Genomic DNA, 25,370 nt, shown 5'->3' with positions numbered 1-25,370 from the left:
GTAAACCCGGCAGGAAGCGATAGTTTGGAAGGTATGCCAATTTGGTCAAGAACGTCGCGCGGAAGTGCAGAAAAGAGGGCACCAGTGTCTGAGCAGAATCCCGGGGACAACGCCTCGGACTTCCTGCTGCCGTGGCTGGGACAACTGGGACAGCATGCCGGATCGGACACGTTGCTTCACTTCACCCCGTCACCCTCCAACAGCATCGATCTGACCCATGCGCACCCGTCCGGGCTGGCCCAGCTGCTGGCGGGACGCCGCACGCGCCTGTCCACGCTGCTGCGCGACTCAGAGCAGTACGGTGCCGCCATGAAGGCCGGGCGCCTGCTGCGTGCGAAAATCTACGAGCTCGGCACGGACCGAGGCATCGACGTCGGCTACCTGGCCGCCGGCACCGCCTCCTGGCGCTACGCTGACGACGACGCCGTCCGCCCCGAGTCGCTCACGGCTCCGGTCCTGCTGACCCCGGTCTCGCTGACCGTGCACCCCTCGCAGGACGACTATGAGCTGCAGCTCACCGACAAGGCAGCCCTGAACCCCGCTTTTGTCCGCCACCTGCAGCATGAACAGGGCCTGGACATCGACGTCGAGGCACTGGCGCGTCTTGCCTACGGCACCGCGAGGTTTGATCCGCATCCGGTCCTGGAAAAACTGCGGGCCGTCACGGAGGGGGTCCGCGGCATCAACATTGAACACCGCCTCCTGGTCTCCACCTTCGCTGATCTGTCGGATCTGGCTGAAGACAGCGCCCTGGACCCCGCCCACCCCATCCTGCGGGCCCTGATGGACTCCGCACGCGGCACGGGCAACGCCGCCCCGGATGCCAAGGATCCAGCACTGCCGCCGTTGGATGACCGGCTGCCGGCCGATGAGCTGCTGGTACTGGATGCCGACCATGAGCAGCAGGACGTCCTGGACCTGATCCTGGACGGCCAGTCACTCGTGGTCTCCGCCCCTCCCGGAACCGGACAGACGCAAACTGCCCTCAATGCCGCGGCTGCGCTGGTCCATGCGGGGAAGTCCGTGCTCGTGGTGGCCGAACGCCGCGGGACGCTGAATCAGTTTGTCTCCGCGCTGGATTCCCTGCACCTGGGATCCGCCGTGCTCCAAATCAACGCCGGCCTGACTGAGCAGCAGCTGAAGGATCAGTTGATTCGGGCCATCGTCCGCAACGAAAAGGCTGCGGACCCGGATCTGGAAAGCCTGCACAAGGTTCTGGTCTCCAACCGGCACCAGCTGCGCGACCACGTGAAATCACTGCACAACGTTCGCCGGCGCTGGGGCTGCTCGCCCTACCAGGCCATGCAGTCCCTGGCGGAACTCACGTCCATGAGCCCCGCCCCGGCCACCACTGTCCGGCTCAAGCGCAGTGTCCTGGACAGCATCACGGACCGGACCGAGCTGACCGGAAGGCTGCGCCGGGCCGCGGAACTGGGCAGCTTCAGCCGTGCCGCCACCACCAGCCCCTGGTTCGGTGCCAAGCTGCTCAACCGCAAGGAAACGGAAGAGGCGTACGAGCTCACCCAAAGCCTGGCCCGGGACCTGCCTGAACTGCGCGCACAGGTGCAGTCCGTTGCCGAACACTCGCAGATCCGCCTTGGTGAAACCTTTGCACAGTGGGGCGAGCAGCTGGAGCTGCTGGTCGCGGTGCGTGAAAGCCTGGACAAGTTCACCCCGGACATCTTTGACCGTCCGGTCAGTGACCTGATTTCCGCCACGGCGTCCTCGTCCTGGCGGCGTGAACGCGCCGTGGACATGAGCTCCATGACCCGGTCCCGCCTGCGGCGGGTCGCCAAGGAGTACATCCGGCCCGGGGTGCACATTTCAGACCTGCACTCCTCACTGGTTGAGGTCCAGCAGCAGCGCGCCGTGTGGGGCCGCTACGCCACTACGCAGCGCCACCCCTCGGTGCCCACCGGGCTGGCCGACATCAACCGGTCCTACATCACCGTCAAGGACCAACTGGACACCCTCACGGGCATTCTTGACGGGACGCCTGCCAAGCCGAACCTCGCCGAGCTGACGCTGGATGAGCTGGAGAAGCAGCTCGATGCGCTGGCCGGGGACCGGGAGACTCTGGAAACCCTGCCCGAACGCACCCTCCTGCTGGACGAAATGCGCGGCCAGGGTCTGGGCGAGCTGCTGGATGACCTCGAAGCCCGTGAAGTCCAGCCGCGGCAGGTTGGCTATGAGCTTGAGCTTGCCTGGTGGCAGTCGGCTCTTGAAGCGATGATCAGCGGCGATGATTATTTGGCTATGTCCGACGGCGACAGCCTGCGCCGGCTTGAAGCCGAATACCGTCTGGCGGACAACGCGCACATTGCCTCCGGCAGCGCCCGGGTGCGGTTTGCCCTCGCGGACAGGTGGCGCCGTGGAGTGAAGGCTGCGCCCTCCGATGCAGCCGCTCTGCGCGACGCCATCAAGAACGGTCCGCTCACCCTGCCGGACCTGTGCGCTCAGTCAGCCGAGCTGGTTTCCGCACTGCTGCCGGTCTGGGCCGCCAGTCCGCTGGTCCTGCCCATGGTGCTGCCCGGCACCAGGTCCTTTGACGCCGTCATTGTCCTCGACGCCGAATCCACCTCCCTGCAGTCCGCGGTTCCCGCCCTGGCACGGGCCGCCCAGGTCATCGCTTTCGGCGACGGGGAGCTTGGCGGTCCGAGGCCGTTCACGATTGGAGTTGAACCCTCCCGTCCGGCGGGGGAGCAGCATGACCTCGTCAGTGTTTTCGAAGCCCTGACCGCCGTCCTGCCGACCCGGACGCTGTCCACCGTGTACCGCGGCACTGACCGCGCACTCATGAATCAGCTGAGCCGCAGTTTCTATGACGGCCGCCTGACCATGGTTCCGCGCGGCGCCGAGGTTTCTTCCGCTGAACGTCCGCTCACCGTCGAATACCTGGCGGACGGCACGGGTATGCCCAGCGCCGACCACGAGGGTGTCGAAAGCGTGGCCGCCGAGGTCAACCGCGTTGTAGACCTGGTCTTCGAGCACATCCGCCGCCGTCCGCACCAGTCCCTGGCAGTTGTCACGGCCAGCCCGCGGCATGCCGTGCGTGTTGCCGAGGCAATCCGGGTGCAGATGGCCAATTTCCCCTGGGCCTCCGACTTCTTCACTCCGGGCAAGGAGTCCTTCCGGGTGGTCCCCGTGGACCGCGCGGCCGGGCTGGTGCGCGACAGCGTGATTTTCTCCCTCGGGTTCGGACGCACTCCCCACGGCCGTGCACTGCACACCTTCGGGCCGCTGTCCGCGTCCGACGGGCGGGGAAAGTTCCTCACCGCCATGACCCGTGCCCGCAGCAGGCTGCATGTCCTGACCTGTTTCCGGCCCGAGGACCTGGACAAGTCCCGCCTCGGGTATGGTGCCCTCGATTTCTACGACCTCATCAAGCGGGAACTGGACCAGTCGGCGCCTTCCGCCGCCCAGCGCAGCGAAGCTGCCGAAACGGGTTCGGCACCCCGCGGAGCCGAGAACATTGCAGGCGGGATCATGGAGGAGGATCCGCTGGTGGCTGACCTCGTCAACCGGCTGCGGGCCCGCGGTGCCAAAGTGTGGGACCACTATCAGGGAGCCATCGATATTGTGGCTACCGTTGACGGCAGCAACGCCGACGGTGAACCCGCCGTGCCGATGGCCATCGAGTCCGACGGCACCGAGCGGTACCGGACAATGAGCGTGCGTGAGCGCAGCCGGCTGCGGCCCCAGCTGCTGGAACGTCTGGGGTGGCGCTATATGCCGCTGTGGACCATTGAGGTTTTCAGCGATCCGTCAGCCTGCGCGGATCTGGTGGGACGATACCTCAACCTGCCCGCACCCAGGGAAGGTGAGGGAAAGCCGGTCCAGTCCGGGGGGACTTCCGTCAGCGGGTCGCTTGCCCGCCGCGGCAGCCTCCCCTCAAAGCCGCACGGCAGCAGCCGGATCAGGGAACGCGGCACGGTTGCCCCCAAGCCCGAGACTGATCCTGATGCATCAAGCCGGGAGGCACGGCGGCCGTGACGCCCCGGAAGCCGCACCGCCGCGCGAGCGGGGGCACCGTCCCCCGCCCGCTGCCGGCACGGAAGGAAGAAGCCCCGGCCGAACTCAAGGCCAAGGCCGCGGAGGACGATCCCCGGGTGTGGGGCGATGAACCCGAGGACCGGGACACCTGGCTGCTCGAACAGCGGCCGCCGCACTGGGACTGACACTGTCGTCGCCGGGACTGTCACTGTCGTCGCCGGGAAAAGCTCAGCCCCCGGTAAGGATCAGGTGAACCAGGCCGGACCCCGAGGCGGAGGCAAGGGCGGCAGCCTGGTCCGGTGCGGCAGCCAATACCACCATGGCATCGGTTTCGGCGGAACCCGGCCACGCGGAAGCACCGTCCGCAGCCGTCCACAGGATGGGTGCTCCGGCGGCGAGAAGCACCGGGCTGTCCGGATGCTGCATGCCGTCGGAGCCTGCGAGGACCACGTCCACCAGTTGTCCAGGGGCCAACAGCGCAACCATGGCAGGATCGGCGGGGCGGATCGCCACCGCCACGGAACCGGGCGGGGCGCCGGTCAGGAGTCCGGTTCCCACCAGCGATGTCTGCAGCACGGGGCTGCCCTGCTTCAGGGGAGTGGCCAGCCGCTGGCCGGCAGCCTGACCAGGGGCAGCGAATGAGCCCGGAGGCATTGTTGCTGCCGGAACCGTCACCGTCCGGAGGTCCCGTGACGTGAGTACGGCTCCGGCCGGCAGGTCCGAGGCCGAGACGACAATTGAGTTTTCACCGGCAGCAGGCGGCAACAGCGCCTGGACGGCTGTGCCCGCGGCGGCGCAGCACAAGAGGGCCGCAAGCAGGCGCCTGCGACGGAGCAGGAATCTTTTTAACCGCAGGCGAAGTGCGGAGGCGAAACGGGGACGTGATGCGGGGTAAGGACTCACGCACCGAACCTAGGCCCGGTCACCCGGGCAGGAACGCATCGTTCGGGCTGCTGAGGATATTTCTTCCCCGAATGTCCCCGTATGCCCGCTGGGGAGGAGCGTTGGGCCGCTAAGCGGCGGAAGAGCCCTTGCCTGAGGACGAGCCGGAGGATCCTGCGGACGCGGAAGAAGTTGCCGGTGCCGGTGACGAGGCTGTAGAGGCAGTGGACGAAGCACTGTCAGTCTTGGCCGGTGCTGCCGGAAGGGTGCTCTTGGCATCGCGGGAATCAGTGCGGTAAAAACCCGACCCCTTGAACACCACCCCTACACTGTTGAACTTCTTCCTCAGGTTGCCGCTGCACTCGGGGCAAACCGTCAGGGTGTCATCGGTGAAGGACTGCTGGATATCGAACGTGTGGCTGCAGTCCTTGCAGGCATAGGCATACGTAGGCACTGTTACTTACTCCTCCTGAAAACCAAGATGTCAGGACCCCGGCCCGGCTGATTCACTGACTACTGTCAGGCCCGGCTGGCACTCGGTGCCCTTGAGTGCTAACTATACACCGGCCTAAGCGGCAGATTCGTCCACTGTGAGGGGGTCAGCACCGCGTTCACCGGCTGGTCCAGGGAATCGGATTCCCAGGACCGTGCAGACACAAATTCCTGGTCATAGACCACGCCAACCGCCGGGGCGGCGTTACCCCTGGCCCTGAAACCGGACAGGAACCGGTCGTAGTAGCCGCCGCCCTTGCCCATCCGCATCCCCTCGGCATCAACGGCCAGGGCCGGGATGAGGAGCAGTTCGAGGTTTGGGAGGTCCTGCACTGACAGCCTGGGCCCGGCAGGTTCGGGAACGGACGGGAATAACCCGGGTACGAGGGATGATTCGGGTGTCCAGCGGCACCAGGAAAGCTGGCGCTCAGGCTCGCAGACCGGAACCACGACGTCGTATCCCCCCGCGTGCAGTCCTGCCAGCAGCGGACCTGTGTCAGGTTCACGTCCGGCGGACAGGTACGCGGCCACCGTGGCAGCGGGGGACACCAAACGCGGAATGACGGTGAAAGCACGGGCTGCCAGCGACCGGCCGGCAACCAGCGCAGCGGCGGATGACAGCTCCCGCCGGCGCCGTCGATATTCGTTCCGGGCCTGGTCCTTGGAGGCAGCAGAGTGAGGCATCCGACCATTGTCCCAACCGCGGCGTGAAAATGGCGCGCATTTGGTGGAATGGGGCCCCGCTTATGTACTCTTACGGACATGACTTCACGTGCCACCGTAACCAAAGCCGTAATTCCCGCAGCCGGGCTGGGTACCCGTTTCCTGCCGGCAACCAAAGCCATGCCGAAGGAAATGCTGCCGGTAGTGGATAAGCCCGCCATTCAATATGTGGTGGAGGAGGCCGTCAATTCCGGTATGTCTGACATCCTGATGATTACCGGCCGTAACAAACGATCCCTCGAAGACCACTTTGACCGCGTCCCTTTTATCGAAAAGACGCTTGAGGATAAGGGCGATCTCGAAAAGCTTGCACTGGTGCGGGCGGCTTCTGAACTCGGCGAGATCCACTACCTGCGCCAGGGTGACCCCAAGGGTCTGGGACACGCCGTGCTGCGGGCCAAGCTTCATGTCGGCGATGAGCCGTTCGCTGTACTCCTCGGTGATGATCTGATTGACGCCCGTGACGAACTCCTGACCAAGATGGTCGAGGTCCAGGCCAAGACCGGCGGTTCGGTTATTGCCCTCATCGAGGTGGAGCCGGAACAGATCAGCGCCTACGGCTGCGCCGACATCTCCGTGGTCGAAGGCGAAGACTACGTCCGTGTGAACAAGCTGGTGGAAAAGCCGGATGTTGCTGACGCACCGTCCAACCTTGCCGTCATCGGCAGGTATGTCCTGCACCCGGCGGTGTTCGATGTGCTGGAGGAAACCGGCCCCGGACGCGGCGGAGAAATCCAGCTGACCGATGCCCTGCAGACCCTGGCCGCACGGGAAGAGGGTGAAGGCGCCGGCGTGTACGGCGTCGTGTTCCGCGGCCGCCGGTATGACACCGGTGACAAGCTGAGCTACCTGAAAGCCGTAGTGACGCTGGCCTCCGAGCGCGAGGACCTCGGTCCGGACCTGCGCGAGTGGCTCAAGGACTTCACCGGTACGCTCGAAAGCTGATGTTGTGTGGGGGTCGGCCATCTGGCCGGTGACGCTGGAATGCGGCGATCTGGGGCTGCGCCCCATCCGCTACCGCGACCGGCGCGAGTGGACGGACCTCCGCATCCGCAATGCCCAATGGATGGCGCCCTGGGAAGCAAGCAATCCGCTTCCCGGCGGCGACCTTCCGTCCTATGCGGCTATGGTGCGCAGCCTGAACCAGCAGGCGCGCCAGGAAACAGCACTCCCTTTCCTCATCACTGAACGCGAGGGACTGCGTTCTGCGCCGGCGATTGCGGGGCAGCTGACCGTGTCCACCATTGTCTGGGGATCAGCCCGCATGGCCACCCTGGGGTACTGGGTGGACGAAGCGAGGGCCGGCCGGGGGATCGCGCCGACAGCGGTTGCTCTGGCTACGGACCACTGCTTTGGTGCCCTTGGACTCCATCGGATGGAAATCAACATCAAACCGGAGAACGCCGCCAGCCTTCGCGTTGTCGAAAAGCTGGGATTTCGTGATGAAGGGCTGCGGAAACGATATTTGCACATTGCCGGTCAATGGGCTGATCACCGCAGCTTTGCCCTCACTACCGAAGATGTTCCGGAGGGATTGCTGACCCGCTGGCTGGCCAGGACATGACAGCGGGGCATCCTTTTTTGGCACTGAACTCCGACACACCGACACGAATGCGCAGTCACCTGTGCATTAGCTCATAACGTCGTAGTTGTGGACTTCCCTCTTAACAGCTCCCTGATCCTGGCCGTCACCGTTGGTCTCTGGCTGCTGTGGGTTGCCCCCTATATATTCCGCCTGTCAGGCACCGCACTGGTGCCGGCAGCCCACCGGCCGGCGGTCCGCCCGGCTCCCTCCTCAACAGCCATCCGCTCTTCCATCTCCGCTGATGGACTGTCCCAGCAGGGAAACACCACTATGTACAACGAGTCCACCTCGTACAACGAGTCCGCCGCCGGGCTTGGAAACCATGCTTCCCGGACACCGTCCCCGGACGCGCCGCGCGGGCACCAGGGCCCGCAGCCGGTTTTCCGCGTCCGTTACGGCCGCACCGCACTGGCCCTGATGGGTGCGCTGGCTCTGGCCGCAGTTGTCCTTGGACTCCCGCTGGCCGCTTTCGGTGCTGCTTCATGGTGGATGCCCTTGGTCGGAGTTGTCCTGGCCGGGGCAGCAGTTGCCTCGCTTCGTGCCCTCGCGGTACGGGACCGACGCCGCCGCGTCGACGCAGCCTTTCGGGCTGCCATGAGCGCCGGAAGCCGGCACCAGCCGGTGTCAGCACCGGAGCCGGCGTACGAGGCGGACGAGCCGCAGGAAGTTTCCCCGGAGCCCGTAAGGCCGCAGCGTGAAACTGTCCTGTTTGACGCTGAAAGCACCCCGGGCGTCGACAGCGGGTCCGCCGCGGCCGGAGCTCCGGGTCAGGCCACAGTCACCACGGCGCCCGGTTCTTCCGACCGCCCGCTCACAGCAGCGGAACTGCGCAGTGCAGCCCTCGATTTCGCTGCCGCCTCAACCCCGCAGGGCCCTGCCGGACCGCCGAAAACCTCCACCACCCCGTGGGAACCGGTTGCTGTGCCCAAGCCGATTTATGTGGAAGCACCCGTGGCCCAGCGCCCGGCACCGGAACCGCTTGTTCCGCCGCAGACCCCCAAGCCTGCCGGCCGCACGTCCCTCCGCGCCGGGGTTACCCCCGCGGTTACAGAGTCCTCGGACTCCGCCGGAGCCGAGGCAGCTCCCGGGACCGGCAAGATCAATCTCGACGATGTGCTCCAGCGCCGCCGCGCTTAAGAAATCCCGTTTGGAAGGTCCGGGCATGTCCGGACCGCTGATGGCTGCGGTGCGTCCGCTGGGGTTGGTGCCCCTGTCCTGGAGCCACCTGCGCACCCATCACCGTCCGGGTGCAGGAATCAGTGCCCTGTACCGGGTCGACGCAGTACCCCGTCGCGGTTCAGCCGACAGCGGCCGGCAACCCGTACAACTGCAGGTGGGTGCAACCACCGCTGCATTGACCCCTGAACAAAGCCGCCGGACCGTGCGGGGCTCTGCGGACGGTACGGCAGTGAGACTCTGGGTGCATCCCCGGGACCCTGTCCTGTCGGGTTTGGCCTGGGCTACCAGCCCCGGCGCCGTGGCCCGGGACCTCTTTGGCGCCGGAACGGACGGCGCCCGGGCGTCTTTGACCCTGGCGGCTTACCGGCCGCTGCGCCGCGCAGTCGTCCGCGGCACCTTCGAAGGTGCCACGGCCTACCTCAAAGTTCTGCAGCCGGGACTGGCTCCCGGGCTTCGCCGCCGGCTGGAAGCGGCGGCAGCTGCGGGACTTCCCGTGCCTGCGCTGCTGGAGATCCCCGCCGGAGCCGTTCCGGAGCCGGACAGTGTCCTGGCCCTGCGGGCACTTCCAGGCCGTTCCCTGCATCAGCACCTCCATGTGTCCCCGGATGATGTTGACCCGCAGTCGCTGCTCGATCTCCTGGCGGGACTGCCGCCGGAGGCACTGGCTTTTCGCCGCAGACCTGCGTGGGCCGAACGCGTTGTGGACTACGCCGCGGGAGCCGCCGTCGCGTTCCCGCAGGAGGCGGAACGGATTACCCGGTGTGCCCGCGAAATCGACGCTGCGGTCCGCGCTGCCGATCCGGGCCCGCTGGTGACCGCGCACGGTGACTTTCACGGCGGCAACCTCCTCGTAGACAACCCAGGCCGGGCCGGGTGGAAGATCAGCGGAATGCTGGATGTGGACGCCCTCGGCCCCGGACACCTGGTGGATGATCTCGCTTGTTTTACGGGGCACCTGTTTGTTTTTGCCGCGGTAAACCCGCGGAGCCCGGGTCTGAGGGCCTCCGCGGACCGCTTTGCAGGCGCTTTCACGGCCGAAACGGATCCCGCCGCTCTCTACTCCCGGGCGGCCGCCGTGGCGCTGACCCTCGTGGCCGGTGCGGCGGGGCGGGGCACGGAGGCAGCGGACCGAACGCTGGCCGCAGCACAGGAGCTTCTGGTCCGTTCCCGGGAACATTCCTGACCGCACCGAAAGCGCTCCGCAAGTGCCGCTCGGCGCTCCAGGAAAGTAGGGTGGACAAATGGACATTCTCCGCGGGGCACAAAGCAGCGGTTCCGGCCAGATCGTCATTGGCCTGGACATCGGCGGAACCAAAACCCACGGGCTGCTCCTCGTTGACGGGGTTCCCGCCGGGGAAGCCGTGAGCGGCAGCGCCAATGTCCAGAACGTTGCCCCGGCGCAGGCTGCCGCCAACCTCGCCGAGATTTTTTCGGCTTTGGGCTCCGTTCCGGCGAACCGCGTTATCGCCGGTTCCGGCGGCATTGACACCGCCGACGACGCCGACGCGCTCCGTGCGCTGATCAGCCCCCACGTTCCAGGCGCCGCGGTGGACGTCATCCATGACACCCGCCTGATCCTGGCGGCCGGACAGACGCCGGCCGGCATTGCCCTGATTGCCGGGACCGGATCCGTGGCGTGGGGGCTCAACCCGGCCGGGGAAGAGGCCCGCTGCGGAGGCTGGGGTTACCTTCTGGGCGATGAGGGCAGCGCTTACTGGATGGCGCGTGAAGTCGTCCGGCATACCCTGCGCCGCTTCAACCTTCGCCAGCAGCCGGATGAGTTGTCCGCCGCGCTGCTGACCGCCTGCTCAGTGACCGATCCGGAGCAACTCATCGCCCTGTTTCACGACACCGGCACCGGGCGCCGGTACTGGGCTTCGAAAGCCTCAGTGGTCTTTGATGCCGCAACGCAGGGCAGCGCCGCGGGCAGCGAAATTGTGGCGGCAGGGGCGCGTCACCTGGCGGGGCTGGCGGCGGATACTGCCCGGCTGCTGGACATTAGCGGCCCCGTGGTGGTTGGCGGTGGCCTGAGCATGTATCAGCCGCTGCTCCGGGACGGGCTGCGCCAGGACCTGGAACGCGCCGGGCTGACCGGCATCCGGTTCCTGGAACAGGACCCGGTGCACGGTGTCCGGTATTTGGCCGCGCAGGACGTCCAGCGTGGCTGAAAGTTTCGACACCCGGGTGGGCGCATACGCCGTCATCATCCGAAACGGCAGCATCCTGCTCTCGCACTGGCGTGACCACGGCTATTCCAGCTGGACCCTGCCCGGGGGAGGACTCGAGGTGCGTGAAGACGCGACCGCCGCCGTCGTGCGGGAAGTCCGCGAGGAGACCGGCTATTTTGTGGAACCGGAGGAGCTGCTGGGGGTGGACAGCATCTTCATCGAACCGGAGCACCGCTTTCCCGGCGAAAACCGGAACCTGCTCCACGCGCTGCGGATCATCTACCGTGCCCGTGTCCTGTCTGGGACGCTCACCCATGAGCTGGACGGCAGCACCGACGAGGCAGCCTGGGTGCCGCTGGACCGGGTTCCCGAGCTGGGACCGGCACCCCTGGTGCAGGTGGGGCTGAAGATGGCAGCCATCCGCCCGGCTGTCCGTTCCGAATGATCTGCTGGACTACATCCACCGGGTGTCCTACCGTAAACACACGTCAGGACGGCCCGTCTGCGGACCCCCCGCAGCCAGAGGCGGGACTCCCGCACAAAAAACGGAAGGTTTCCCCATGACCCTGCCGGACTCCGCCCCGCGGGCCGTCGAACCGATGATCACCTTCCGCGGTGTCACCAAGTCCTTCGCCGGCTCGGCCTCGCCCGCCGTGGAGAACCTGAGCATGGACATCGACCGCGGTGCCGTCACCGTCTTTGTTGGACCCTCGGGCTGCGGAAAGACAACATCCCTGCGAATGATCAACCGCATGGTGGAACCCACCTCCGGAACCATCACAGTGGACGGCGCCGACGTCAGCGGGGTCAAAGCTCCCCAGCTCAGGCGGTCCATGGGATACGTTATGCAGTCCGCAGGCCTGATGCCGCACCGCACCGTACTGGACAACGTGGCAACCGTTCCGCGCCTCAACGGCCAGTCCCGGACCAGCGCCCGTGCCCGTGCCGCAGAACTGCTCGACGTCGTCGGGCTGGCTTCTGCCATGGGCGGACGGTACCCGGCCCAGCTATCGGGGGGACAGCAGCAGCGGGTCGGCGTGGCACGGGCGCTCGCCGCAGATCCGCCCGTACTGCTCATGGATGAGCCGTTCAGCGCCGTGGATCCGGTGGTGCGTGCCGAATTGCAGCAGGAACTGCTGCGCCTGCAGCGGGACCTGGCCAAAACCATTGTTTTTGTCACCCACGACATTGATGAAGCAACAATCCTGGGAGACAAGGTCGCGGTTTTCGGCGCGGGCGGACGGCTGGCCCAGTACGCAGCACCCGAAGAAATCCTGCGGGCCCCGGTGGATGACTTTGTGGCTGGCTTCGTGGGGCGGGACCGCGGGTTCCGGCATCTGTCCTTCCAAGCGGGAAACGGTGTGCCGCTGCATCCGGTGCAGCTCCTGACACCCGCCGAACTGGCGAATCCTGCGCTGGCTGTGGAGGAGGACTGGGCGCTCGCGGTCGACGACGGCGGGCGGCCGCTGGGCTGGGTGCCGGCGTCCCGCCGGGCGTCGGTCACTGCCGCGGATCAGCTGGTCCCGGGAGGGTCGCTGTACCGCGAGGGGGAAACCCTGCGGCAGGCGCTCGACGCCGCACTGTCTTCCCCCGCGGGGCTGGGCGTAGCGGTGGACCCGGAAAACCGCGTCACGGGAACCATTAGGGCCGCCGAGGTGCTGGAACTCATCGAGCAGGCCAGGCTGCAGCGGAGCGCGGGCTGACATGGAATGGTTCCTCGCCCACACCGACCAGGTGTTCCGGCTGACCGGACTGCACCTGTACCAGTCCATCGTGCCGCTGGTGCTGGGCATCCTCATCGCGGTGCCGCTGGCAGCTCTGGTCCGCAACAGCAACCGCGTCCGCGGCATCATTCTTGCCGCCGGGTCGCTGCTCTACACGATTCCGTCCCTGGCGCTTTTCGTGACGCTGCCCGCCATCCTTGGAACCCGCATCCTGGACATCAGCAACATCATCATCGCGCTGACCATCTACGCCGTGGCGCTGATGCTGCGCGTGGCCGTTGACGCCTTCGACTCAGTGGACGACGGCGTCCGGCAGGCCGCCGTCGCCATGGGGTACCGGCCGCTGCGCCGGTTCCTCACCGTGGACCTGCCGCTGTCCGTTCCGGTCCTGATTGCCGGGCTGCGGGTGGTGTCGGTCAGCAACATCTCCATGGTCAGCGTGGGCGCCCTCATCGGAGTGGAAAACCTGGGCTTCTTCTTCCGGGACGGACTGCGCCGCTACTTCATCACCGAGATTGTGGTGGGCATTGTTGCCACGCTTGTCCTGGCCTTCCTGATGGACCTGGTGTTCGTGCTGCTGCAGCGTGCGCTGACGCCCTGGCTGCGCGCCGGCCGGGTTCCGGGAGCCTCCGCAGGCATGTTCGGGTTGCGCAGGCGCAGGGGCGCCGGCACTGCCGGCGTCCCCGGGACCAGAGACCAGGCCGCCCCCGGCACCCCGGCAGCGGCGCCCGACGTCGCACTGAAGGGGGCGTAATCCGGTGGCCGTGACGATTCCCCGCACCGAGTACACCTCCACCAATGCCCTGGGGCAGGGCTGGGAATGGCTGACGGATCCCGCAAACTGGACCGGAGCTGCCGGGATTCCCGTGCGCACCCTGGAGCACCTGCAGTACACCGGACTGACTCTGCTGATTGCCCTGGCCATTTCCGTGCCGATTGGTTTGTTCATCGGACACACCGGCCGCGGCCAGGTGGCCGTTGTGACCATCTCCGGATTGCTGCGCGCCCTGCCAACCCTGGGCATGCTGACCCTCTTTGTCCTCCTGGCCGGTCTGGGCCTCATGCCGCCCATTTGGGCCCTGGTCCTGCTGGCCGTACCCCCGCTGCTGGCCGGCACCTATTCGGGGATTGCTGCCGTGGACCGCAGCATCGTGGACTCGGCCCGCAGCATGGGCATGACGGAACTGCAGATCCTGTTCCGGGTCGAAATCCCCAACGGGCTGAAGGTCCTGTTCGGCGGATTGCGGGGCGCCACACTGCAGGTCGTGGCCACCGCTGCCGTGGTGGCAACCATCAACCTGGGAGGACTCGGGCGGTACCTCATCGACGGACTGGCCGTTGGCGACTACGGCAGGGTCTTTGGCGGCGCGGTCATCATTGCCTTGCTGGCGCTTGCAGTGGATGCCGTGATTGCGTTGGCAGCACGTCTTTTGATTTCACCCGGGCTGCAGAAGGGCCGCGTCGCCGCGGCCGGTACAGCAGCTCCGACCGCACCTACACCCACCGGCGGCGGATTTTCCGCTGCCGGCTCACAAGGAGGAAAACAATGACGCAGCACAAGCGCCGGATTGCCCGGCCCAAGGGACTGACCGTTCTGGCCGGAGGCATCACCCTGGCCCTCGGGCTGGCCGGCTGCAGCGGCGGCGGAGGTGACCCGCTGGCCTCGGAATCGCCGTCGGAAAGCGCTGCGTCCGGGGCTGCCGAAACAATTGTGGTGGGATCGGCGGACTTCCCCGAATCCAGCACCCTGGCGGAGATCTATGCCGGTGCTCTGAACGGTGCCGGCATTCCCGCAGAGACCAAGCTCGGCATCGGTTCACGCGAGGTCTACCTCCCCGCACTGGAGGACGGCTCCATTGACCTGATCCCCGAATACACCGGCGCGCTGCTGGTGGGAGTGGACCCGGACACTGAACTCGTGGACGCCGGGGAAATCATTGATGCCCTGCCCGGTGCCCTGCCCGAGGGTCTGGTCATCCTCGAGCCGTCCGACGCCGAGAACAAGGACGCCATGGTGGTCACCAAGGCCACGGCGGAGAAGTATCAGCTGGAGAGCATCGAGGACCTGGCCAAGGTCTGTGACCAGCTGACGCTGGCTGCACCGGCGGAATTCGCGGAACGGGTCCAGGGCCTGATCGGGTTGAAGGACAAGTACGGCTGCGAGTTCAAGGAGTTCACGCCGATCGGTGACAGCGGCGGGCCGCTGACCGTGGACGCCCTGCTCAAGGATGACGTGCAGGTTGCAGACATTTACACCACAACCCCGGCCATTGTGGAAAATGACCTGGTGGTGCTGGAGGACCCGCTGCAGAACTGGCCCGCCCAGCAGGTGGTTCCGCTGGCCTCCTCGCAGGCAGTGAATGACCAGGCTGCAGAGGTGCTGAACAAAGTGTCTGCGGAACTGACCACCGAGGACCTGATCGACCTGAACCAGGCCGTCAGCGGAGACCAGAAGATGGATCCCAGTGAAGCAGCCCGCATGTGGCTGGAGGAAAAGGGCTTCGCCTAACCCTTGGTTTGCCGTTGTTACAGGGACCCCTTTCCGCTTCACATGTGCGGGGAGGGGTCCCTGCCTGTGGCACCATGTTTTCATGGCCGAATTCAAGCAGTCCCACAAGCTCCACAACGTTCTCTATGACATCCGTGGGCCGCTGCTGGAGCATGCACAGCGCATGGAAGCAGCCGGTCAACGGATTCTGAAGCTGAATATCGGCAACCCCGCGCCCTTTGGTTTCGAGGCGCCGGAAGCGATCTTGGTGGACATGATGCGCCACCTTCCCAAAGCCCAGGGCTACAGCGATTCCCGCGGCATTTTCTCCGCCCGCACCGCCGTCGTCCAGTACTACCAAAGCCGCGGCATCCAGAACATTGACGTCGATGACGTCTACCTCGGCAACGGGGTCAGCGAACTGATTACGCTTTCGCTCCAGGCGCTGCTGAACAACGGCGATGAGATCCTGGTGCCCGCTCCGGACTATCCGCTGTGGACAGCCTCCGTCTCACTCGCCGGCGGCACCGCTGTGCACTACCTGTGCGACGAAAACGAGCACTGGTGGCCGGACGTCGAGGACCTTGAGTCCAAAATCACCGACCGCACCAAGGGGATTGTGCTGATCAACCCCAACAACCCCACCGGGGCGGTCTATCCGGAGCACGTCGTCAAGGCGATCGTGGACCTGGCCCGCAAGCACGGGCTGATCATCTTCTCGGACGAAATCTACGAAAAGATCTTGTACGACGACGCCGTGCACCTGAACTCAGCCACCATCACCGGCGAAGATGTCCTGTGCCTGACTTTCAGCGGCCTGTCCAAGGCCTACCGGATTGCCGGCTACCGCAGCGGCTGGATGGCCATCTCCGGACCGAAACATGAGGCGCTGGACTACATCGAGGGCATCAATCTGCTCGCGAACATGCGGCTGTGCGCCAACGTTCCCGCGCAGCACGCCATCCAGACCGCATTGGGCGGCTACCAGAGCATCAATGACCTGATCCTGCCCGGCGGCAGGCTCAAGGCGCAGCGCGATCTGGCCCACAAGATGCTCAACGACATTCCCGGCGTGAGCTGCGAGCTGTCCATGGGGGCCCTGTACCTGTTCCCGAAGCTGGACCCCGAGGTTTATCCGATCGCCAGCGACGAGCAGTTTGCCCTGGACCTGCTCAAGCAGCAAAAGATCCTGATCTCCGTGGGCACGGCCTTCAACTGGGTGCGGCCGGACCATTTCCGGATGGTGACCCTGCCCAACGTGGATGACATTGAGGACGCCATGATCCGGCTCGCCGAGTTCCTGAGCACCTACAAGCAGTAGGGCTGTTCGGGGCAGGCCTATTCGGCTTGCGCCGCCTCGCGGGCGGCATCGAGGCGGCGGCGGGCACCTTCCAGCCAGGACTCGCAACGGGTGGCAAGCTGCTCGCCGCGCTCCCATAGAGCCAAAGATTCCTCCAGGGAGGCGCCTCCGGTTTCCAGCCTGCCGACCACGGAAACCAGTTCGTCCCGGGCCTGCTCGTAGCTCATGGCTTCAATGTCTGCCGGGATGGTTGATGCTTCGTTTGCTGCGGGGTTCATTTTCGGGTCTTCTTTCGGTTGGAGCTGTTGATTCTGCATGTTCATGCGCCGGGCTTTTCTTCAGCCGGCGCTGCTGCCGTAGCGGCCAGTTCGCCCACGGCAACCCGGATGCGCAGGTGCGCGTCGCCGGGAACGGCCGCTGCCTCCCGGACCACGGAGCCGTCGGCCAGCTGCACGACGGCGTAGCCGCGGTCCAGTGTGTTCTGGGGTGAGAGGGAGCGGACCTGCGCCCGCAGGTACGCGATCCGGTCGGTGTCCCGCCGCACTTCGGAAGTGATGCAGGACAGGGCGCGCTCGCGCAGGCGGGACACGTCCTGCTGGCGCAGGTCCACCATGGTTTCCGGAGCGGCCAGCACGGGACGGGACCTGATGTGGTTCAGCCGTTCGATCTCCCGGCCGACTGTCAGGTCCACGATGCGTCTCAGCTGGGCACGGGCTGCACCAATGCGCTGCAGTTCCTCGCCGACGTCCGGAACAATCCGCTTGGCAGCATCGGTGGGCGTGGAGGCCCGGAGGTCTGCGACCTCGTCCAGCAGCGGCCGGTCCGCTTCATGGCCGATCGCGCTGACCACAGGCGTCTGCGCGGCGGACACGGCCCGGACCAGGTCCTCGTGGCTGAACGGCAGCAGGTCCTCCAGGGACCCGCCGCCGCGGGCAATCACAATGACGTCCACTTCCGGCATGGCATCGAGCTGGGCCAGCGCCCGGGTCACCTCCGCCACGGCGTTGACGCCCTGCACGGCTACTTCGCGCACTTCGAAGACCACGGCCGGCCAGCGCAGGGACGCGTTGCGGATGACGTCCTTCATGGCATCGGAGTTGCGTCCGGTAATCAGCCCGATCCGGTTCGGCAGCAGCGGCAGCGGCAGCTTCCGGTCCTCCCGGAACAGCCCCTCGGCGGCCAGGGCCTGGCGCAGGCGTTCGATCCGGGCCAGGAGATCACCGATGCCCACCGGGCGGATGTCCCTGGTCTGCATGGAAAGCCGTCCGGTTTTGACCCAGAAATCGGGCTTGACCTGGGCAACCACCCGGGCGCCGCGTTCCAGCGGCAGCTCCAGCCGGTTCATCACCGTGCTCCACACTGTCAGGGACAGCGAAATCTCCGCATCGACGTCGCGCAGTGTGATGTAGGAGGCGTTGGCCCGTTTGTTCAGCTCGATAATCTGCCCCTCCACCCAGGTGGCAGGGGCGCGGTCGATGTAGCTTTTCAGGTTCCTCGACAGCAGCTGCAGCGGCCACGGATTCTCGGGACTGGTTTCCGCGGCGGTCTTCGGGAGGCTCGTCGCAGCGGCGGACTCATCGGGTTCGGTGCGCTCTATGGGGTCTTGCATAAGTTAATGTCTATCAGGTGCCGCCCACAACGCGGGTTCCGCAACCAGAGTGAGGAAACACCCGATGCGAACATTCGGCTCGGCCATCTTGGGTTTTGCCGCCGTCCTGCTGGCAGTTGCCGCCCTGTGTTCGGCCTGGCTGGCCGAAAACGTGGTGTCTGAAGACGGATTTGTTGCCCTGGGCCAGCCGCTGGGCACCAACGAGGCCTTCCAGCAGGACCTCGCCGAGGAGCTGGGGGCACAGGTGACGGACAGCGTCCAGCTGCCCGACGCCGTCGCTTCCTTTGTGCAGCCGCTGATCACCAGCGCGGTGCAGGGAGTGCAGTCGCTGCCCGGCTATCCGCAGGCCTGGGACGAGACGCTGCAGCGCTCGCACGCCCAAACGTTCGACGGCGGCGGCGGAGTCACCCTGGATGTCGCGCCGGTGGTGGGCCTGGTGGCGAACGAGCTCGGCAGCGCCGCCGGGACGGATGTGCAGGCACCGGAACAGTCGCTGCTGGAGCTGGGCGGGGTGGATCAGCGTGCGGACATCGAGTTCGCAGCCAACGCTGCCAAGGCTTGGCCTTTTCTGGCTCTGGGCTCGGGCATAGCAGCGGTGCTGGCTCTGCTGGTGGCTCGGAGCCGGGGAGGGGCACTGGCCTGGATGGGAGGAGGGGCACTGCTGGCCGGGGGAGCGCTGTGGTTTGCCGCCGGGTCCCTTCCTTCGCTCGCCGCACGTCCCGCCTACAGCAGCGCCCTGGCGGAGACTTTTGCCGCAGCGTTCGCTGCGGAAGCAGGACCCAGCCTGCAGGCATGGACGCTTCCCTTCATGATGGGTGCGGCTGTGCTGCTGGTGCTGGGACTGCTGGTGCGTGCCATCGGCGGTTCCGGGCGGCGCTGAGTGCTCTGATCCGGGAGCAGTGCGCCGACAGCGGACGGAAAGCCGTCGCGCGCGTTCGGTGCCGGTCCACCCGATAGCATGGAGGCATGACCAGCACTGCCGTTTCCGTGCCTATGCCCACCGTTCCGCGCAGGCGCCGCAGCCCGCAGGAGGTATCCGCCGCCGCTCCCGTCTCCGGCGCCCGCCGCGTCCTGCTGGCCGCACCGCGCGGCTACTGCGCCGGCGTCGACCGCGCAGTGATTGCCGTGGAGAAGGCGCTGGAAGCCTATGGCCCGCCCGTCTACGTCCGCAAGCAGATTGTGCACAACCTGCACGTGGTCCAGACACTGGAGGAGAAGGGTGCCATCTTCGTTGATGAAACCGACGAGGTCCCGGAAGGCGCCCGCCTGATCTTCTCCGCACACGGCGTCTCTCCCGCCGTCGTGCAGTCCGCGAAGGACCGGAACCTGCAGACCATCGACGCCACCTGCCCGCTGGTGACCAAGGTCCACAAGGAAGCGGTGCGTTTTGCGCGCGACGACTTTGACATCCTGCTGATTGGACACGCCGGCCACGAGGAAGTTGAAGGCACCTACGGCGAGGCACCCGAGCACACGCAGATCGTCAACGGTCCCGAAGACGTGGACAAGGTTGTGGTCCGGGACCCGAACAAGGTGATCTGGCTGTCCCAGACGACACTGAGCGTGGATGAAGCCATGCACACGGTGAACCTGCTGCGCAAGCGGTTCCCCACGCTGCAGGATCCGCCCAGCGACGACATTTGCTACGCCACCTCCAACCGGCAGGCTGCGATCAAGAAGATCGCTCCCGAAGCGGATCTGGTGCTGGTGGTAGGTTCCGCGAACTCCTCCAACTCCGTGCGACTGGTGGAAGTTGCACTGGAATACGGCGCCAAGGCCTCGCACCGCGTGGACTTCGCCAACGAGATTGATGAGACCTGGTTTGAGGGCGTGGCCACTGTTGGTGTGACCTCCGGCGCTTCCGTGCCGGAAAACCTCGTGCAGGACGTCCTGCACCTGCTGGCCGAGTACGGCTACGGCGACGTAGAGGAAGTGGTCACTGCGCAGGAGGACATCATTTTCTCCCTGCCCAAGGAGATCCGTGCCACGCTGAAGGCGATGGGGGATACCTCACGCGGTCTGGGCGGGCGGCGCGCCGGAGCCTGACGGGCACCGGTATGATGGCAACGTGGCTCTTACTATTGGCATCGTCGGCCTGCCCAACGTCGGCAAATCAACCCTGTTCAATGCGCTGACCCGCAACAACGTTCTGGCGGCGAACTATCCGTTCGCCACCATCGAACCGAATGTCGGCGTCGTGTCCCTTCCGGATCCGCGCCTGGCCAAGCTGGCCGAGATTCACGGTTCCGCGCGCATCCTTCCGGCAACCGTCTCCTTTGTGGACATTGCCGGCATCGTGAAGGGCGCGTCGGAAGGTGAAGGGCTGGGCAACCAGTTCCTCGCCAACATCCGTGAAGCCGAGGCTATTGCCCAGGTCATCCGCGTGTTCGATGACCCCGACGTCATCCACGTGGACGGCAAGGTGGATCCCCGCTCTGACATGGAGACCATCAACACCGAACTGATCCTGGCCGACCTGCAGACGCTGGAAAAGGCGATTCCGCGGGTCGAGAAGGAAGTCAAGATCAAGAAGCGCGAGCCCGCGCAGCTGGCTGCCATGCAGGCCGCGCAGGCCGTGCTGGAGCGCGGCGACACCATCTTCTCCTCCGTGGCGAAGGACAAGCTGGAGATGGAGCACCTGCGCGAGCTGAGCCTGCTCACCGCCAAACCCTTCATCTACGTGTTCAACGTCGACGACGCCGTGCTGGGCAACCCGGAGCGCCAGGAAGAACTGCGCGCCCTGGTGGCCCCGGCTGACGCCATCTTCCTTGACGCCAAGCTCGAAGCCGATCTGGTGGAGCTGGACGAGGAAGAAGCCCGCGAAATGCTGGAGATGAGCGGCCAGGAAGAGTCCGGCCTGGACAAGCTGGCCCGCGTCGGCTTCCACACCCTGGGCCTGCAGACCTACCTGACGGCCGGTCCCAAGGAAACCCGTGCGTGGACCATCCGCAAGGGTGACACCGCGCCCCAGGCTGCCGGTGTCATCCACACCGACTTCCAGCGCGGCTTCATCAAGGCCGAGGTTGTGTCCTTTGATGACCTGGTGGAAGCCGGTTCCATGGCTGAGGCCAAGTCCCGCGGCAAGGTCCGCATCGAAGGCAAGGAATACGTCATGGCTGACGGCGATGTGGTGGAGTTCCGCTTCAACGTCTAGGTTCTTCGCCTGAATCAAAGGAAATGCCGCCCTCCGCGAAAACGCAGGAGGGCGGCATTTCTATATCGGGGGCAAGCTTTGATAAGTGTCTATTCCGGCAGGCGCCAGTCGGTTACCTTCGACTGATTGCCGACGATGCTTACACCACCAACCAGTATTTCTCGCCCGGCAGGCGCCCGAAAAACCAAATTAAAACTAGGACGCGGCGCTGCGGGCATCTACCCTGCGAACTCAAAGGCGACGGTGATCTCGGGATCGACGCTTGCGATGATCCCGGAGTAGGTCACCTTGGCCTGCTCTTTCAACGCTGCTTCGTTTTTGCTGATGAGCGTCTGCTTGTTCTCGTCGCTGAGAATGTTGTTGACCATGCGAGTTTGAACCACTGGCGGTGTCAGCCAGCTAAGCGCGTTGTTGTCCTCGAGGGGGTCCTTGAACACGGGATCGTCAAAGCCGATGCCGATGAATTCAGGGATAGTCACGAGAAACGACCCTGGGCCGGTGGGTTCGATCTTCACCTGTGACCCATCGATGCCTAATTTTGCGTCGAACTCGTACTGGATCAGCGTCGTTTTCTCGCTCGCGGGTACGGCCACGCCGAAAATCTCGCGATTGCTTTCCTTTCTGTCGATACCCTCGATGTGAAGGCTCAGCAAGGCGACCTCTTGCATTTGCGTGACGGACTGAACCACCTGCGAATCGCGTTCGCTCGAACTGCTGGTGAACAGCGACTTGAGAGCGAGAGCGTTGAGTCCACCGAATGCGAAAGCGGCGCCCATTCCCCCGAGAACCAAGAAGGTGATCAGCAGGAGAGGCCAAAGCAGAACCCGCGCTTTGAAAATGTTCATTACGATTAAGTCTCCAGTTTTTCGACGTCAAAACGCCTTCGGAATTCCGCGGTGTTGAACGGTCATAACAGAAAGCCGCACTAAGTCCCCTCGAACCATATACGCAAGCAGGAGTTGGCCGATTAAGGCGCGCCTTCCGACCTAGATATGCGGCTGCGAGCCGATGCGCATGTGTCGGGTGTCTTGAAGCCGGAGGTGGGCGGTTCCCTTGCCTCGCATTGCTCGTACGTGTCCAATGGCCGGCTGATCCGGGCGGCAGCAGCGCTGGAGTCCGACTGGTCGCTCACGATGCCGCCGGTCCGATCCTGCTGGTCCGCGTCTCGCACCGCGAGCACGACTATGGACGCGGGATGGTCGGTCCCGGGCGCCGGACTCGACTGGCAGCTTCCAGAGGGTATTCGGCTACGGAACGTGGTGGAGTTCCGCTTCAACGTCTAGGTTATTCGCCTGAATCAAGGGAAATGCCGCCCTCCGTTAAGTTTCGGGGGCGGCATTTTTCTTATGTATTAGCGGAAAAGAGCACAGGGCTGCCACGCCCCGATCCGCGGGTTCATAGGTGGCACATAGAGGCATGGCAGACTGGCCCGATGAGCGAGACAGACCAGACAGACCAGACCTGAGAGTCTCTACAGCCGGACGGAATGGATCTTTGCGGGTTTCATTGCTCTTGAAGTCCTTGCTTTCACTGTCTTCCCGGGACTGCCCTTAGTGGTGGCCGGAACGGCGATGGCCACCCGGTTGCGGGAATCCAGGAAGCGGACACTAGCGCTGTGGATTGTTGCCGGGGCCCTGACGATCGTCGCACTGGCACCGTTCCTCCTCGGGATGCTCGAATTGTCGTCGTTTGCCGAAGTGGATACAACGTACGGTTCGGGTCGCTGAGAGGAAGGGAAGCTTCGTCTGAAACAGCCCCTTTCCCTGCGTGGGGAGAGGGGCTGTTTCTGCGGTGCTGGACGTACGCCTTAGTGCCCGACGGTGAACCTCTGACGCGGATGGGCGTGGTTCTCGATCTCGTCGACGAAGGCAAGCGCGAAGTCGGTACCGGAAATTTCCGAGGAGCCGTCATCTTTGGTCACCAGGATCTCGCCGCCCGTCCGGTAGGCGCCGGTGCTCTCGCCCGGAGCGAAGACGCCGAAGAGCGCTGCCGGGCTGACATAGAACCAGTCGAGGTCCTCGGGTGCCTGCCGCAGCGCCTCGAGAACTTCGGCGTGCGCCAGAGCTTCGGGCTTCCAGTCATCGAGGAAGTCCGGTGTGTCGACCAGCCGCGGACCACCTTCCGCGACCAGCGACGAGCCTGCCCCGCCAACGAAGGCGAGGCGCGCGCCGCTGCTGCGCACGGCTTCGATCAGCTGCGGCATGTACGTGGCAAGCGGAGCGCCGTCGACGTCGGCTCCGTGCACCGCGACAACGAGGACATCCGCGTCGGCGGCCGCCGCGGTGAGCACTTCCGGGGAAGCCAGAGATCCGGTGCGGTAGCCCACCCCGTCCAGCGGCTCCTCCGGTGCGTTGCGGGTGTAGGAGATCACCTGATGCCCGCGGGAAGCCGTCTCGCGGGCGATGTGTCCGCCGGCGTAGCCGGTTCCGCCGAAGATCACTACTCGTGCCATGTGCGTTCTCTCCTTGCAGTAGGAGCCGGCAATTCCCCGGCGAAGATGCAACCAGCTGCCGAGTCCACGTATTCCCTCCCCACTCGGGGCAGGGTTATCCTGATGCCGGTGGCCCTGCCACCGAGGGCGCTTCCACGTGAAGACCACGTGAATCATCGCGGAGAGGACTGGCTCCCCAGGACACGTCCCGATGGAGTGCGGCGCACTGATGCGCCAGCTTCATTGCACCGATGCCGCGGTATCGGCTGTCGAAAGGACGCGAGATGTCATCGAAAGACGAAAAGAACCTGGGTCAGGTCGTGGACAAGATTGCGGGCATGGATGAGCCGCAGCGGGGGCTGATGCAGCGGGTGCATGACGTCATCATGGATGCGGCTCCGGGCCTGAAACCGCGTATCTGGTACGGCATGCCCGCGTACGCCAGGTCTGCAGGCTCCCCGGCGCTGCTGACCCTGCGCAACGATGAACGCCTGAACCTGTCGGTCACCGAGAAGGCGCCGTTCCGCCCCACCGGCGGGCCGGACGGCACGCTTATGCCTGCCGCCTGGTACTTCGAAACCATCGACGCCGATACGGAGAAGCGCGTCGCGGAGATCGTCCGCTCGGTTCTCGACTGAGCCTGGCTCCCGCCCTTCGCCGGCAGAACACGGGACCGGCGTCGGCGGAGGGTGGGACCACACCACAGGCACACATATGACAGGCTGGCAGCCATGAGCCGGCGATTACCAGGAAGACAGACGGGCTCTTCCTGGGTTGGTGCACCTTCAACAGCTGGAACCCCGCCTTCCGAAGTGCTTTACCCTGGACCTGAACCGGGTCCAGGGCGAAACGGACACACGCAACATCGCCTCCGCCCGGGTCCTGGAGAAGCTCGGCTTCCTGCGCGAGGGCGAACTGCGCGAGGACTGCATCGTCAACGGCGAGGTCTCCGATTCCTGGATATACGGCCTTCTGCGCCGCGATTGGACCGGCTGACTCCGCAAACGGTTGCAGGGGAGGGCCCGAGATTTAGAATCGCTGCATGGGCGCTCTGACTTTCAGCATCAACGTCACCCTGGACGGTTGCGCCGACCACCAGGAGGGCATCGTCGACGACGAGACGCACACCCATTACACCCGGCTCCTGAACGAGTCCGGCGCCATGCTCTGGGGGCGCACCACGTACGAAATGATGGAGAGCTACTGGCCGGCAGTTGCGCGGGGTGAGGTCGAAGCGCCGACAGCGGTGCGCGACTGGGCCCTCACGCTGGAGGCCAAACCGAAGTACGTCGTGTCCTCAACCCGCAGTAACTTCCCGTGGAACAACAGCCACCGCATCGACGGCGACCTTCGCACCGGGGTGCAGGACCTCAAGGACCGGACCCCGGAGGGGGTGCTCCTCGGCAGCGGCCGGCTTGCGGCGGGACTTGACCGGCTGGACCTGATTGATGAATACAGGTTCCTGGTGCACCCCATGATCACCGGCCACGGTCCCACGCTCTACGAGGGACTTCTCGACAGCACACGCCGCCTCGAGCTGATCTCGGCGGAACCGATGAGCAACGGTGCAGTTTCCATGCACTACCGGCGGACTGACTGAGACCCACAGCGCTGATGCTGCGCTTCCGTCCAGACGGCGATG

Annotated in this window: 27 protein-coding genes; 20 read left to right on the top strand and 7 right to left on the bottom strand. The window is 65.4% G+C overall.

Annotated elements, in window-relative coordinates; translation table 11 throughout:
* The first annotated feature begins 33 nt into the window (after window positions 1–33).
* Window positions 34–3,993 (top strand): DUF4011 domain-containing protein, encoded by a 3,960-nt coding sequence (locus tag CXR00_RS01685; protein ID WP_258060244.1) that lies wholly within the window; start codon window positions 34–36, stop codon window positions 3,991–3,993.
* Window positions 3,990–4,178 carry a hypothetical protein gene (locus tag CXR00_RS01680; protein ID WP_104052677.1) on the top strand — a complete coding sequence of 63 codons (189 nt, stop codon included), beginning with the start codon at window positions 3,990–3,992 and terminating at the stop codon, window positions 4,176–4,178. The genes CXR00_RS01685 and CXR00_RS01680 overlap by 4 nt, the downstream gene beginning before the upstream one ends.
* 43 nt (window positions 4,179–4,221) lie before the next feature.
* Here the strand turns inward: CXR00_RS01680 and cpaB are convergent, their stop codons facing one another.
* The 3 genes from cpaB to CXR00_RS01665 all read right to left on the bottom strand — a co-directional run bounded on the left by cpaB (window position 4,222) and on the right by CXR00_RS01665 (window position 6,051).
* Entirely contained in the window at window positions 4,222–4,896 is a 675-nt protein-coding gene (gene cpaB, locus CXR00_RS01675; RefSeq protein WP_258060243.1) for a Flp pilus assembly protein CpaB, read from the bottom strand.
* Between the two features lie 109 nt (window positions 4,897–5,005).
* A complete protein-coding gene (locus tag CXR00_RS01670; protein WP_104052676.1) occupies window positions 5,006–5,329 on the bottom strand; it encodes an FmdB family zinc ribbon protein in 324 nt (107 codons plus the stop codon).
* Window positions 5,330–5,427: 98 nt separating this feature from the next.
* Window positions 5,428–6,051, bottom strand: a complete 624-nt coding sequence (locus CXR00_RS01665) for a 5-formyltetrahydrofolate cyclo-ligase (protein WP_104052675.1) — start codon at window positions 6,049–6,051, stop codon at window positions 5,428–5,430.
* Between the two features lie 78 nt (window positions 6,052–6,129).
* On the opposite strand from CXR00_RS01665, the gene galU reads away from it, so the two are divergent.
* From galU to CXR00_RS01615, 11 genes are all read left to right on the top strand, one after another.
* Entirely contained in the window at window positions 6,130–7,035 is a 906-nt protein-coding gene (galU, locus tag CXR00_RS01660; protein ID WP_104052674.1) for a UTP--glucose-1-phosphate uridylyltransferase GalU, read from the top strand.
* 4 nt (window positions 7,036–7,039) lie between these two features.
* A complete protein-coding gene (locus CXR00_RS01655) occupies window positions 7,040–7,654 on the top strand; it encodes a GNAT family N-acetyltransferase (protein ID WP_104052673.1) in 615 nt (204 codons plus the stop codon).
* 87 nt (window positions 7,655–7,741) lie between these two features.
* Complete coding sequence (locus CXR00_RS18180) at window positions 7,742–8,812, top strand: hypothetical protein (RefSeq protein WP_181032451.1); 1,071 nt, start codon at window positions 7,742–7,744, stop codon at window positions 8,810–8,812.
* A gap of 25 nt (window positions 8,813–8,837) precedes the next feature.
* On the top strand, window positions 8,838–10,037 hold the full coding sequence (locus tag CXR00_RS01650) for an aminoglycoside phosphotransferase family protein (protein WP_181032450.1): 1,200 nt from the start codon (window positions 8,838–8,840) through the stop codon (window positions 10,035–10,037).
* Between the two features lie 58 nt (window positions 10,038–10,095).
* Window positions 10,096–11,022: an N-acetylglucosamine kinase gene (locus CXR00_RS01645; RefSeq protein ID WP_104052671.1), complete on the top strand. Its 927-nt coding sequence runs from the start codon at window positions 10,096–10,098 to the stop codon at window positions 11,020–11,022.
* Complete coding sequence (locus tag CXR00_RS01640; protein ID WP_104052670.1) at window positions 11,015–11,467, top strand: NUDIX hydrolase; 453 nt, start codon at window positions 11,015–11,017, stop codon at window positions 11,465–11,467. The genes CXR00_RS01645 and CXR00_RS01640 overlap by 8 nt, the downstream gene beginning before the upstream one ends.
* A gap of 115 nt (window positions 11,468–11,582) precedes the next feature.
* Complete coding sequence (locus CXR00_RS01635; RefSeq protein ID WP_308470487.1) at window positions 11,583–12,725, top strand: ATP-binding cassette domain-containing protein; 1,143 nt, start codon at window positions 11,583–11,585, stop codon at window positions 12,723–12,725.
* A gap of 1 nt (window position 12,726) precedes the next feature.
* Window positions 12,727–13,500 (top strand): ABC transporter permease, encoded by a 774-nt coding sequence (locus CXR00_RS01630; protein WP_104052669.1) that lies wholly within the window; start codon window positions 12,727–12,729, stop codon window positions 13,498–13,500.
* A 10-nt stretch (window positions 13,501–13,510) separates the two neighbouring features.
* Window positions 13,511–14,296, top strand: a complete 786-nt coding sequence (locus CXR00_RS01625; protein WP_237688599.1) for an ABC transporter permease — start codon at window positions 13,511–13,513, stop codon at window positions 14,294–14,296.
* A complete protein-coding gene (locus tag CXR00_RS01620; protein ID WP_104052668.1) occupies window positions 14,293–15,255 on the top strand; it encodes an ABC transporter substrate-binding protein in 963 nt (320 codons plus the stop codon). The genes CXR00_RS01625 and CXR00_RS01620 overlap by 4 nt, the downstream gene beginning before the upstream one ends.
* Before the next feature lie 82 nt (window positions 15,256–15,337).
* Window positions 15,338–16,555 (top strand): pyridoxal phosphate-dependent aminotransferase, encoded by a 1,218-nt coding sequence (locus tag CXR00_RS01615; RefSeq protein WP_104052667.1) that lies wholly within the window; start codon window positions 15,338–15,340, stop codon window positions 16,553–16,555.
* Window positions 16,556–16,572: 17 nt separating this feature from the next.
* Here CXR00_RS01615 and CXR00_RS01610 read toward each other — a convergent pair whose 3' ends face one another.
* Both CXR00_RS01610 and xseA read right to left on the bottom strand, forming a co-directional pair.
* Window positions 16,573–16,812, bottom strand: coding sequence for an exodeoxyribonuclease VII small subunit (locus CXR00_RS01610; protein WP_104053671.1), 240 nt, complete (start codon window positions 16,810–16,812; stop codon window positions 16,573–16,575).
* Between the two features lie 41 nt (window positions 16,813–16,853).
* The gene (xseA, locus tag CXR00_RS01605) at window positions 16,854–18,143 is read right to left on the bottom strand and encodes an exodeoxyribonuclease VII large subunit (RefSeq protein ID WP_104052666.1); all 1,290 of its coding nucleotides are present in this window, start codon (window positions 18,141–18,143) and stop codon (window positions 16,854–16,856) included.
* A gap of 64 nt (window positions 18,144–18,207) precedes the next feature.
* Between xseA and CXR00_RS01600 the strand changes: the two genes are divergently transcribed.
* The 3 genes from CXR00_RS01600 to ychF all read left to right on the top strand — a co-directional run bounded on the left by CXR00_RS01600 (window position 18,208) and on the right by ychF (window position 21,297).
* Complete coding sequence (locus tag CXR00_RS01600) at window positions 18,208–19,023, top strand: hypothetical protein (protein WP_104052665.1); 816 nt, start codon at window positions 18,208–18,210, stop codon at window positions 19,021–19,023.
* Window positions 19,024–19,109: 86 nt separating this feature from the next.
* On the top strand, window positions 19,110–20,189 hold the full coding sequence (locus CXR00_RS01595) for a 4-hydroxy-3-methylbut-2-enyl diphosphate reductase (RefSeq protein WP_104052664.1): 1,080 nt from the start codon (window positions 19,110–19,112) through the stop codon (window positions 20,187–20,189).
* A gap of 22 nt (window positions 20,190–20,211) precedes the next feature.
* The gene (ychF, locus tag CXR00_RS01590; RefSeq protein WP_104052663.1) at window positions 20,212–21,297 is read left to right on the top strand and encodes a redox-regulated ATPase YchF; all 1,086 of its coding nucleotides are present in this window, start codon (window positions 20,212–20,214) and stop codon (window positions 21,295–21,297) included.
* A gap of 218 nt (window positions 21,298–21,515) precedes the next feature.
* On the opposite strand, the gene CXR00_RS01585 is transcribed toward ychF, so the two are convergent.
* Window positions 21,516–22,142, bottom strand: a complete 627-nt coding sequence (locus CXR00_RS01585; protein WP_104052662.1) for a hypothetical protein — start codon at window positions 22,140–22,142, stop codon at window positions 21,516–21,518.
* Between the two features lie 726 nt (window positions 22,143–22,868).
* On the opposite strand from CXR00_RS01585, the gene CXR00_RS18175 reads away from it, so the two are divergent.
* Complete coding sequence (locus tag CXR00_RS18175; protein WP_181032449.1) at window positions 22,869–23,024, top strand: hypothetical protein; 156 nt, start codon at window positions 22,869–22,871, stop codon at window positions 23,022–23,024.
* 80 nt (window positions 23,025–23,104) lie between these two features.
* Here the strand turns inward: CXR00_RS18175 and CXR00_RS01575 are convergent, their stop codons facing one another.
* On the bottom strand, window positions 23,105–23,749 hold the full coding sequence (locus tag CXR00_RS01575) for an NAD(P)-dependent oxidoreductase (protein ID WP_104052660.1): 645 nt from the start codon (window positions 23,747–23,749) through the stop codon (window positions 23,105–23,107).
* Between the two features lie 263 nt (window positions 23,750–24,012).
* Here CXR00_RS01575 and CXR00_RS01570 point away from each other — a divergent pair, with 263 nt between their 5' ends.
* From CXR00_RS01570 to CXR00_RS01560, 3 genes are all read left to right on the top strand, one after another.
* The gene (locus tag CXR00_RS01570) at window positions 24,013–24,366 is read left to right on the top strand and encodes a DUF1801 domain-containing protein (protein WP_104052659.1); all 354 of its coding nucleotides are present in this window, start codon (window positions 24,013–24,015) and stop codon (window positions 24,364–24,366) included.
* 139 nt (window positions 24,367–24,505) lie between these two features.
* Complete coding sequence (locus tag CXR00_RS01565; protein ID WP_258060242.1) at window positions 24,506–24,724, top strand: GNAT family N-acetyltransferase; 219 nt, start codon at window positions 24,506–24,508, stop codon at window positions 24,722–24,724.
* Between the two features lie 46 nt (window positions 24,725–24,770).
* Window positions 24,771–25,328, top strand: a complete 558-nt coding sequence (locus CXR00_RS01560) for a dihydrofolate reductase family protein (protein WP_104052658.1) — start codon at window positions 24,771–24,773, stop codon at window positions 25,326–25,328.
* Window positions 25,329–25,370: the final 42 nt, after the last annotated feature.

This window comes from Arthrobacter sp. 9E16 (genome assembly GCF_002929435.1).
GTDB classification, from domain to species: domain Bacteria; phylum Actinomycetota; class Actinomycetes; order Actinomycetales; family Micrococcaceae; genus Arthrobacter_B; species Arthrobacter_B sunyaminii.
The sequence above is the reverse complement of the archived record's forward strand: the minus strand, read 5'-3'. Positions and strand labels throughout refer to the sequence as shown.